16 protein-coding genes and 1 pseudogene are annotated in these 10135 nt (G+C 40.9%); 3 read left to right on the forward strand and 14 right to left on the reverse strand.

Translation table 11 applies throughout. From position 1 onward, the window contains the following. Positions 1–157: 157 nt before the first annotated feature. From M1381_11580 to M1381_11615, 8 genes are all read right to left on the reverse strand, one after another. A complete protein-coding gene (locus tag M1381_11580; GenBank protein MCL4479712.1) occupies positions 158–616 on the reverse strand; it encodes an SRPBCC family protein in 459 nt (152 codons plus the stop codon). Between the two features lie 3 nt (positions 617–619). Further along, complete coding sequence (locus tag M1381_11585; protein MCL4479713.1) at positions 620–1288, reverse strand: methyltransferase domain-containing protein; 669 nt, start codon at positions 1286–1288, stop codon at positions 620–622. Positions 1289–1432: 144 nt separating this feature from the next. Beyond that, a complete protein-coding gene (locus M1381_11590) occupies positions 1433–2074 on the reverse strand; it encodes a hypothetical protein (protein MCL4479714.1) in 642 nt (213 codons plus the stop codon). Beyond that, on the reverse strand, positions 2058–2552 hold the full coding sequence (locus M1381_11595; GenBank protein MCL4479715.1) for a hypothetical protein: 495 nt from the start codon (positions 2550–2552) through the stop codon (positions 2058–2060). Before M1381_11595 ends, M1381_11590 begins: the two co-directional genes overlap by 17 nt. Positions 2553–2597: 45 nt before the next feature. After that, entirely contained in the window at positions 2598–3305 is a 708-nt protein-coding gene (locus M1381_11600; protein ID MCL4479716.1) for a DsbA family protein, read from the reverse strand. Between the two features lie 112 nt (positions 3306–3417). After that, positions 3418–4077, reverse strand: coding sequence for a class I SAM-dependent methyltransferase (locus M1381_11605; GenBank protein ID MCL4479717.1), 660 nt, complete (start codon positions 4075–4077; stop codon positions 3418–3420). After that, entirely contained in the window at positions 4052–4675 is a 624-nt protein-coding gene (locus M1381_11610; protein MCL4479718.1) for a HAMP domain-containing protein, read from the reverse strand. Before M1381_11610 ends, M1381_11605 begins: the two co-directional genes overlap by 26 nt. Before the next feature lie 72 nt (positions 4676–4747). Further along, on the reverse strand, positions 4748–4948 hold the full coding sequence (locus tag M1381_11615) for a hypothetical protein (protein ID MCL4479719.1): 201 nt from the start codon (positions 4946–4948) through the stop codon (positions 4748–4750). Positions 4949–5271: 323 nt separating this feature from the next. Between M1381_11615 and M1381_11620 the strand changes: the two genes are divergently transcribed. Both M1381_11620 and M1381_11625 read left to right on the forward strand, forming a co-directional pair. After that, complete coding sequence (locus M1381_11620; GenBank protein ID MCL4479720.1) at positions 5272–5523, forward strand: Arc family DNA-binding protein; 252 nt, start codon at positions 5272–5274, stop codon at positions 5521–5523. Continuing rightward, positions 5520–5933 carry a PIN domain-containing protein gene (locus tag M1381_11625; protein ID MCL4479721.1) on the forward strand — a complete coding sequence of 138 codons (414 nt, stop codon included), beginning with the start codon at positions 5520–5522 and terminating at the stop codon, positions 5931–5933. The genes M1381_11620 and M1381_11625 overlap by 4 nt, the downstream gene beginning before the upstream one ends. Positions 5934–5952: 19 nt before the next feature. On the opposite strand, the gene M1381_11630 is transcribed toward M1381_11625, so the two are convergent. The 3 genes from M1381_11630 to M1381_11640 form a co-directional block, all read right to left on the reverse strand. Next, on the reverse strand, positions 5953–6366 hold the full coding sequence (locus M1381_11630; protein ID MCL4479722.1) for a hypothetical protein: 414 nt from the start codon (positions 6364–6366) through the stop codon (positions 5953–5955). A gap of 378 nt (positions 6367–6744) precedes the next feature. Beyond that, on the reverse strand, positions 6745–7197 hold the full coding sequence (locus M1381_11635; GenBank protein ID MCL4479723.1) for a hypothetical protein: 453 nt from the start codon (positions 7195–7197) through the stop codon (positions 6745–6747). 14 nt (positions 7198–7211) lie between these two features. Next, a complete protein-coding gene (locus M1381_11640; protein MCL4479724.1) occupies positions 7212–7661 on the reverse strand; it encodes a PCYCGC domain-containing protein in 450 nt (149 codons plus the stop codon). Between the two features lie 284 nt (positions 7662–7945). On the opposite strand from M1381_11640, the pseudogene M1381_11645 reads away from it, so the two are divergent. Further along, a pseudogene (locus M1381_11645) lies at positions 7946–8130 on the forward strand (hypothetical protein). Positions 8131–8525: 395 nt separating this feature from the next. On the opposite strand, the gene M1381_11650 reads toward M1381_11645, so the two are convergent. From M1381_11650 to M1381_11660, 3 genes are all read right to left on the reverse strand, one after another. Then, positions 8526–9005, reverse strand: coding sequence for a winged helix-turn-helix domain-containing protein (locus M1381_11650; GenBank protein MCL4479725.1), 480 nt, complete (start codon positions 9003–9005; stop codon positions 8526–8528). A gap of 133 nt (positions 9006–9138) precedes the next feature. Next, complete coding sequence (locus M1381_11655; protein MCL4479726.1) at positions 9139–9378, reverse strand: type II toxin-antitoxin system RelE/ParE family toxin; 240 nt, start codon at positions 9376–9378, stop codon at positions 9139–9141. A gap of 23 nt (positions 9379–9401) precedes the next feature. Beyond that, positions 9402–9605 (reverse strand): hypothetical protein, encoded by a 204-nt coding sequence (locus tag M1381_11660; protein ID MCL4479727.1) that lies wholly within the window; start codon positions 9603–9605, stop codon positions 9402–9404. Positions 9606–10135: the final 530 nt, after the last annotated feature.

Consider the following 10135-nt stretch of genomic DNA (forward strand, 5'->3'; position numbering starts at 1 on the left):
AGTGTACCTTCAAATCATATTTCGTGTGCGTTCCGGTATGATATTGTCGCATGCAACCACATTAGCACACTTTTCGCTTCGCCTGAAGGCGAGGGTTTTCAACCATCCCAGAATAGGACAATAAACATAATTTACCTCCTTCTATGGTACACGACTCTTATCGCCGGTATGATTCGCTATTGAACTCCTGCTCCAATTTTTCAATGGACTTGTCGACATAGTCTTTGACTATCCTTTTTGCCATGAGAAAATCGGTAATTACGCCGCCCATAAACACGGGTATTGTATACTTTATGGAAACAGTGAGGAGGGTCGTATCATTTTTCAACAGGACAATGGTCATCGAAGAGGCGAATCTTATCCCAAACAATGTCCCGCTGTAGGCGACCCGCCTGTTGTCCTCCCATTCGACGATTTCTTCCACCGATTTTAGTTTCAGAATACCGATTTTACCGTACCACCGGTATCGTGCACCAACGCCGGTTTTATCGGAAGTGAGCACCTCGCCGCCGGAGTATCCGTACACATACTTTGGGAAGTTTTCGGGGTCCGTAATAAATTTCCATACCCGCTCCATCGGGGCATGTAAATTTATTTTACCGGTCACAGTTCCCATGTTTTATTCCTTGTGTTTTACCGATCTCGCTATAAAAAATGTCCCCATGTTGAAAGCTTTAACTTCTGCATTTCCAAAGATCTCTTTCATTTTACCCGGTATGTCTTTTGAAGGGTCCCATGCGGCAAATGTCGAATAAATGAGTTTGATAAGGGGGTTTAAAGCCCGAAAAATACCTGTAAAGAGCCGTGCATCGCAGACGACCAGCCTGCCGCCTTTTTTCAAGACCTCCCTGCACCGCTGCAACGCCTTCTCCCATTCCGGTACGGCGCTGATGCCGAGAACACTCAAGACCGCATCAAAGTTTTTTTCTTCGACTCCGAGTACGGCCGCATCACCATGTACCAAAGTTATATTTCCCCAGCTCTTGCGTTTACAGAGGCCGCTTGCGGCGTTCAGCATCTCCTGGCTGTAATCAAAACCGGTGATCTTTCCCTCCTTCCCGACTGCATTGATCAGGTAACGGAAGTTCCTTCCGGAGCCGCATGCAACCTCAAGGACTTTATCACCATTTTTTAAACCAAGGGCATCAACGGCATATCTTCTTATAGTCCCCGCCTTCCCTAAAAAGGTGAAGAGGTCCTGAGCACTATAAAGCGAAGGGAACTTGCCCCAGAAGGAATAGACCTTCTTTACTTTCTCTAATGATTTTTCTTTGTTCGATTTATACATACTGTTCCGCATGAAGCCTCCCTGTAGTTCTGGTATAATATTTATAACCAATCCTCCATCGCTTTCAATGAAGGGTATTAATAGCCTTTCTCCTAAACAAAACACGCACTTCTTCTATAGTCGCTGCTTTCTTAAATTTAGTAATCATTGAACCTCTCTCAACCTTTTCTTGAGAGCTTTTATTGTGTCTTTTGCTCCTTTTTTTGCAATAATTTTCAGTATAAAATTAGGGATAAACCTGCTGGGACTGATTTCCTGATAATATTTCAGAACGGTTTTCTCCGGTTCCTGTGCCGGCTGAATGCAATACCTGCCGTTACTCGGCCCGAAAACGCATAAAGTAGTATAGTAATCGATAACTTTTTCGCTTTTGTCTTTTTCGGTTATCCGATATTTCTGCTGACAATCAAACTTCCCCACAAAGGGCATAGAATGCTTCAGATCAACCGTAGTGATACCATTTACCTCGTCTTTTACATGCGAATACCTAATCGTCGGCATCCACTCCTTGTAGCTGTCGAAATCGACGAGAATTTTATAGACGTTTTGAGTCGGTGCATTTATAATGCCGATTCCCTCAATAATCATAGTCTTATAGTCTTCGGAATTTCGTATAGCATATTGAAACTCGCCGTCCCGTATGTCTGCTTCACTCATTGAGAAAACCGCTGTTGTGGGAAAACTACCAGATATCTTGACAGACTTTAATTCATTTGCATAAAGATTTGCGGCAGTTACAAACAAAACTATTATCGTAAATATATTACTTTTATGTTTTATTTCCATATTCCTTTTCTTTTTTCATCATGCTTTTTATGCAATGAGAACAATAATTCATCCAGAGCCTGCCAAATAAAATACCGTTCAGCAGCAGTATTGCCACAATAATTACAGCATCGTAACTGTGCCTCATCCAGTAATCATCACGTAAATGCAACCACATCCCAAACTCATCAAACGTAAGACCGAGGCCTACTCCATAAACTATGGATATCCTGTGAATCCATTTTTCGTTCTTCGCAAGGGTAAGTGCAAAATACCCGGAAACAGAGAGTAAAAATATTCCATAATTGAGATGATGAATATGGGTCCCGTTGACAAATAAAAACATACTCGGCAGGAGAGCGTTCATTATTGAATAAACCGTCAACCGCGCAATGATAAAGGTAATAAGAAAAGCAAGCAAAATCCTGAAAGGGACCTCTCTGCCTTTGTCAACCACATGCTCTGAATAAAAATATTTGAATGCTTTTAAGGTGTCCATTCTGCTATCATCTCGTAGGTCTTGCTTTGCTGAAAGGGATTGATTTCATCTGCTCTCACCAATAAAGCTTTTAAATTGTTCATAAGGCTGAGCGCCAACAAGCATTTTCCCGTTGATAAAAAAAGTCGGTGTACCTGTTACCCCTGCTGAGGCACACTGGGATCTATCGGCATTTACTATCCCTACCGTTTCCCCACTTTCAAGACAATGGTCAAATTGAGCAGAGTTAAGTCCGATTTGTTTTGCATACGATTTAAGGCTATCCATATCCAGCCTTTCACCAGCATTAAACAGAAGGTCGTGCATCTGCCAGAATTTTCCCTGTTTATTTGCACACTCGGCTGCTTCCGCGGCCTTCTCGGCATTTTGATGGAATGGGAGCGGGAAGTTCTTAATCACAAGTTTAACCTCGCCGTTTTTTATCTCATTCTCTTTTATCTGCCTAAGCGTGTCCTGAGCAAATCTCGCACAGAAAGGGCATTGATAGTCCAAACATTCAATCATTGTTACGGGTGCATTCTTCTTTCCTTCATAAGGGCTGTATGCAACTTGAAACTTGGAAGAGTCCCCGGTTGGCTGAGGTGACGGTAGTGATGGCGGTGTAGGATTTGGTTGGTTGACTACCTGTTCTCTTCTTTGCACAACGTCTTTTTCCAACCCTATCCTTATTTCCCTTGCAGAAAACCATAGAGATACACCAACAATGACAGCTATAATAATCTTCGTGATCCCAGATACAAAACTGTCCTTCATTTTATCCTCCTTCTACTTATTTTCTTTTCCCACGTTAATCACCACTCTTTGGTGCAATAAAGAGAAAATATTATTAAACTATGGACAATCCTCTTATAGTATACTCTCTTATTCATCTCGCAGGCCTTGCTCTAATGAGTCTGAATATATCGAGCAGGAGGTTACGTTCCTCAAGTATTTCAAAACCAGCTGCTTTTATGTTCTCAACTGTTTTTCTGTTGATATTAAACCCAAACAATCCTGATGTTATTGGATTCAGCGCATCAAAAACTCTTCCGAGCATTCTGTTTTTGGGGCGCATATGTTCCAGAAACAATACAACACCATCATATTTAAGAACCCTTCTCACTTCCTCCAATCCCTTTACCGGGTCAGGCACGGAACAGAAAACACAGGAAGCTACTATACAGTTAAATTTTCCCGCAGGGAGTTGCATGTTTTCGGCATCCATCCGTACAAGGTCTACCTTTTTGCCGTGCTTTCTCGCCTTTAATTCTGCCCGGTCAAGCATCTTCCGGCTTATATCAATACAGAAATACTTTCTGTTACGCTCAGGATAAAACTCTATGTTCTTACCTGTGCCAACACCTATTTCAAGAATAAAGCCTTCCGGGATTTCGGAAAAGAGCATCTTTCTCCACTTCACAAGACCCATGGCATCCATAGGTGCAGTAAAAATGTCATAGAAGCGTGCCGTCCTATCCCATTTCTTCCTTGTATCCATATTGATTCCCTCTGGGCGAGTACTATTGAAGTTCCTTGGGAACCTCAATGCTACTTATTTCTTTTAATTGTTCTTCGATTTTTAACACGTCTTTGAGTATCATGTCAGAAAGAGTCTCAAGCTGAGAGTTCCCTTTGGTGATATCTTTCAATAGTTTTACATTCGTACGCAACAGGGAACATGGTTCAAATAGACTATTTGCCATTCTTGTCGCGAGTAAAGTAGCAGCACTATATTTCCCGGCCCGTATCTTGTGCTGCATGAGATCTCGCAACTGAAATCCCATTTCATTGAATTCTTCCGCAAGCAATTCAAACTCATCATTGCTTTTAACTTCAAGAGCGGTAACAAGCTTGCCAGTCTTCATTTCTTCGATTGCAATTAACAACTGATAAACCGGTTTGACCACATATTTTGATATGATAACGTAGGTAGCGATAAGCAGAACAGCAATTGTTATAACAGCATGCATCAGGTGAAACTCTATATAATTTGAAAAATTACCGCCAAATTTATGCATGACAATCAAGCTGAGATATTCAAAAATCGCCATTGTTACTATTACCACGATTGCGATAGTAAAATTCAATCTTCTCCCGACCTTTGCCTTTTTGATCAATCTTTTTTTTATGTTTTCGTCTAACATCGGAAACCTCCTTAAAATAATTATCCGTTCTTGGCGGGAACGGGCGGGTTTTTTACCCGCCATATATCTCCATCAACTATTTAAAAGTAGATACCCACGGGCAAGCCCGTGGCACTTTTGCAATCTTACAAGCTTCGCTTGCCGCCCTTCGGGCGGTAAAAAGCATTCACCCACGGGCATGCCCGTGGAACTCTGCTTCATCATTAGAAGAAGAACAAAGATTATCAATGCAATGACAATCTTTCTTAATTCATCCATTTGTTTTCTCGCCATATCCTTTTTCCTTATATTTGATAGTCATACTTTCTGTTTATTGCCTGTCCCATATAATAAAAAAGCAGTAACAGTGCCAGTATACTATTTACAGGAAAATTAACGGCTTATACCGATGATGTGTATTGAGACTGAAGAATATTGTTCACAAGCAAAGAATATTCTGCAGTCACTTTGTTATTTTTAAGGAGGAGGCAGATGCCGAAACGAATGACATTTCCATCTATTTTGGGACAGCCCCGTTGTCCCAGGTTATTCCGAAACACTTGACTTATGATATTATGATACTATAATATCATAATCTTAAAAGGGGAGGCAAGCTTATGTCCGGGATTGTTGCTACAAACATAAGACTTCCGGAGGAAGTCCTAAAAACCCTAAAATATAGATCGATAGAAGAAAAAAAGAGTATGAATCGGTTAATTCTTGAGGCCGTAGAAAAATACCTTGGTACCAACAAACTATCCAAAAATTACAAGATAGATCCTTTTGAACGCGTGATTGGATCTGCAAGCTCCGGCATCAATGACGGCTCGGTAAAGCATAATGAATATCTCTATGGTAAAAAAAGATGAAAATTTTTATAGATACGGGAGCATTCATAGCACTTACCGATACCGATGATGCAAATCATCAATCAGCAAAAGATTTTTATAAAGATGCAGTAAAAAATGGAATACGTTTTGTTACGACAAACTTCGTTGTTTGTGAGACGCTCAACTATCTGAGAGCAAGGATTTCTCACAAGATAGCGGTGGCTTTCAGAGAGAATCTTAAAAAAAGTTCACATTTTGATACAGTAACGATTCTACCTCCTGTGGAAAATGAGTCCTTTGCAATTTTTAAAAGTTACAGCGACAAGGACTTCAGCTTTACCGATTGCACAAGTTTCGCTGTTATGAACTCGCTTAAGCTGACAAAGGCATTTGCCTTTGACAGGCATTTTGAACAGTTTGGCAAGTTTGAACGCTTACCCAAGATATAAGATGACTTTCTAACCGCGTCTACTGATATTGTTTTATACCGTAAACTGTTAATCGGGCCGATGTTTCTTTATCGCTTTTATTTTCTATAACGAGACTGATACTGCCTGCTGTTTTCACCGGCAGAGGCCCGGACAACAGGAATTCTCTCCCGTGATAAAGATAGTTGTAGTAAGGTAATATTTCTGTGGTCGTTGTTGAATCGTAAGAATTCATACTATCTGTCTTGTAATACATCACTACATTCTGTTGATTCACATTACATACAATCTTAATTTCTGTGTATTCCTTTCCTTCAATGTTGACCGTAAAGGACTTTTTGCTATTCGCAGCTATCGGTTGGGTATATTCGAATATTGTATCTATTTTCTGAGCATAGCCACTACTGACACCCGTAAAAATAACCGAGAAAATCAATGCAATTGTCTTTTTCATAATCCCTTCTTATACCTTATCCATACGAAGCTTTTCTTTTAAATAAGATAAGCACTTTTGCCATAAGTCCAAGAATGTTGTGGATGTTTATTATAACTGTGTTTTCGTTTAACATCAAAAAAAGATCCTTTAAAATAATCGCCTATTTAATAGGCGGGAACGGGCGGGCGTTGACCCGCCATTTATCTCAATCACACATTTAAAATCATTGAAGGATTTGCTAATCTGGGTGCGTGAAGGAGATACGTTCCCGCAAAAGTAAATGAGGGCAATTCCCTTACAAGTACACCTGTTAAAAATCCCACTATTCATGGTGGGTTAATACGTAACTTTTTATAGAAAGGACATGGGTTAAAGCCATATCCTTTCTACCAGGGTTTACCTGCATCCTGTTCCGCCGTTGGAACCGCCGCAGTTGTGCCCGCCCATATCCATGTGATTCATGTCCATATGGTTCATATCCATATGCATGTTATCGTGGTGCTGTCCGCCCATATCATGGCTTGAACCTGTATCGCCGTTGTTCTGGTGTCCGCCGCCCATCGTATTGTCATTTGAGCCGGAATTATCGCCCTGCTGACCGCCGTTGCCATTATTATCATTGTGATGGTTCCCCATATTTGTGTTCGAGCCTGAATTGTCACCCTGTTGCCCGCCCGTGTCTTTTTTATCACCATTATGCTTGCCCATGTTTGTGCCTGATCCTTGATTACCGTTCTGGACTTGGGTTTGATCCTGTGGCTGAGTTGTCGTCTGTCCTGCAGCCATGACCACACCTGTTAAAGCAATAGTAAATACTATTGCGCCGATGCCTGCTAATACTCTTTTCATCTTATTTCCTCCTTTTATGGATTATTGGTTTCGTATTTTTTATGCAGGACATTTTGTATCTGAGTTATAGAATAACCCTGTTTATACAGTTTAAAGGCATCTATAGCGATGTCCTGACATACATCGCAGTTAGCGGCATGAGGACTGTAACTGCCGTCATCATTTATGAAACAATCTTTACTGCTGGTATGACCTATCATAGTGCATCCGCATGTGCATGGCACTGCTTTCAGCACTTCGGGTATTGTGATTGCTATCCTGTATGCAGACAGGGATTTCTCGGAATTGTATACGTATCTTGGGAAGTTAGAGTCATTTTCGAGTTGTATATCCTTGCTGCTATGTGATGGTCCCAAAGAATACCAGACTACCGCTACAATAACGGTAAGGACTAATAAACCTATTGTTATCTTTGTTATATCACTTATTGGTTTGTTCACCTTTATCCTCCTCGTTGTTTTCATATCAGCTTCACATTCTTCCTTAATGCATTTTAGCCTTTAGTTGTATATGCAAAGCAGCAATAGTGCCACTCTAACATTTCTTGTAAAATTAACAACTTATACCACTGAACACATAATTTAAATAAACAATATTCTCCATCAGTAGAGAATATTGTTTACCCTCTCAAACCACCGGAGTAAAGGGGTCAGCCCTTGACAGGCTGTTGAAAAACTCCTCTTAAAAAATCATTTATTTTATGATCCGAGAGTGATAAAATATCAATAAATGATTCATAGGAGGCATGATGTTAGGAGAGAAACAAAGGACAGAGCCGATGTTTTACCATATCAAGGTAGAGGAAATGATCCCAGAGAATCATCTGTTACGACTTGTAGAGAAGTATGTAGATTCTGGATTTATAAGAGATAAGGTAAAGCACTTGTATAGTCACACTGGCCGACCATCCACTAAAGGATTATTTTTCAGATATGACCAGAAAAACTCTGTAGGATTGAGCTCCGGAGCATAGGGCGGGAAGAAGAATATTTTAATTTTCTTATTTCTGCGAAGAAATCTCAATGTTGTTTTTGCTTTGTGGGGGCGAAAGTTATCCCATACGATAACTAAGGGTTTTTGAATTTGCCGGGACAGGTTCCGCAGAAACCGCGTTATAAGCTTGGCTGTAATGTTTGAATAATGCAAAGAGAAATAAAGTCCTACCCTCTTTCTTGTTGGTGGAACAGTCAAGGCTGCAATCATTGAGATTTTCTCATGAGAACGGGTCCTTTGATACATGATTGGGGTCTTGCCACAAGGTGCCCAGGTACGGCGGACAAGAGGTGTCATAAGGATACCACTTTCGTCTATAAACACCAGATGGGCATTCAATTCTTTGGTTTTTTTTTGATACCTTCCCAGTCAGTCTTTATCCAACGGGCTATTGCTCGCTCATTTCGTTCCTGAGCACGACGTTCAGGCTTCTGTGGACTCCATCCCATTGCATGAAGCAAACGTCCCAGGTGAGCAGGGTGATAGTCAACGTGAAAGATTCTTGAAATAACCACAACTATTCTGGGACAAGTCCACAGGTCAGTCGGGTACCCGTATTGTTTTGCTCCCTTGAGAAGGATATGTTCAAGCTTTTGTTTTTTGTTCTCTGGAAGCTTTGAAGGTCGTCCGGGAGCAGGAATCGCCTTTAATGCTGGCTTCCCTTTTTCATAATACGTGGCTTTCCAGCGCCGAACTGACCGACGATCTACTCCGATTCGTTGAGCTATTTCACCGGGAAGGAATCCTGCCTTGAGTAAGGATAGCGCTGCGAAACGTCTTTGTTCCAACTGCATGGGGCTGCCATGTGGTCTCATAGAGTTCCACCTCCAGCCTCTATTATAGGACATTATTTATGCAGTTGTCAATAAGCTTGGGTCGAGGGCGTTATGATTTAAACCAGCTCAATAGCAATAGGCAGACCAAATCTAACTCCTCAGAAAGCCGGGTCTAAGGGAAATAACGGTAAATGTCTTTTCTATGCATGACCCTTTCAAACACCAGAGTATCGCCTTCCCTTTTCATTCCTACACGATACGAACCAAAACGAGCTTTAAAATAATCGGGATATCCTTTTAACTTCTCAATCCTTATACTTTGAGAAATATAATCTAAAGAAGGTACTTCCTCAAAGACAAAGGTGTCGATTACTTTTCTTACGTGAGATGGAATTTCAGCGAGCTCTTTCAAAAATCTTTTACGATACTCGACATTCACGAATGTTTGCTCAGAGTCTTATAATAGGCTTTGGCTTCTGAAACAGAGAGTTTTTCCTCATGCTTGTTTTCTTTCATTAAATGTACCAAACTATAGTTTTCCAGAATCTCTTCAATCTTTTCAAAGGTCTTAATATTAAGTTGGACGGCAATTTTTTTATTGTTCTTATCAACTATGTACTTTTTAGGAACGCTCAGCATAAGCTAATCTCCTTTCATATAATTTAACAGAGCAAATGCGATTCGTCAAATTGCAGAAACGGCAATAAATATCAGCGCCGCAAAGCTCCGAGGTGAGGCCTACATTCAGTCATTTTGCCTCACCTTGCTATCTTCCCCTGAGAAGGGGGCTGGTTGAGAGGTTTAATTCCTGACGTAGGGGCAAGGCAAGCCTTGCCCTGATTAAATACACGTCTTTTAACCTGTCCAATGCCCGGGGCTAACCTCTATTCCTCCCATATTTTCTATGGATGTGTAATGTGTAGACGTTCTCTGAAAAGCTTTGTCAACCTCCATTATAAAACTTCAAACCAACAAACAAATTATAAAAACAAACGATCAGCCTTCTCTTCGTGCTTTATATGAGCACATAGTAACTGTTCGATCCTGATCCCCTATCCTGACCCAAGGCGCGCCTTTTCAGACCGCCAGTCTACACCCAGGGCGATCAGAATTGTTTACAATAAATCCACGTTCTTCATATGGCTTCTTTTCACTTAATACTCTCCACA

It is taken from the genome of Deltaproteobacteria bacterium (assembly GCA_023382265.1).
Taxonomy (GTDB): domain Bacteria; phylum JAMCPX01; class JAMCPX01; order JAMCPX01; family JAMCPX01; genus JAMCPX01.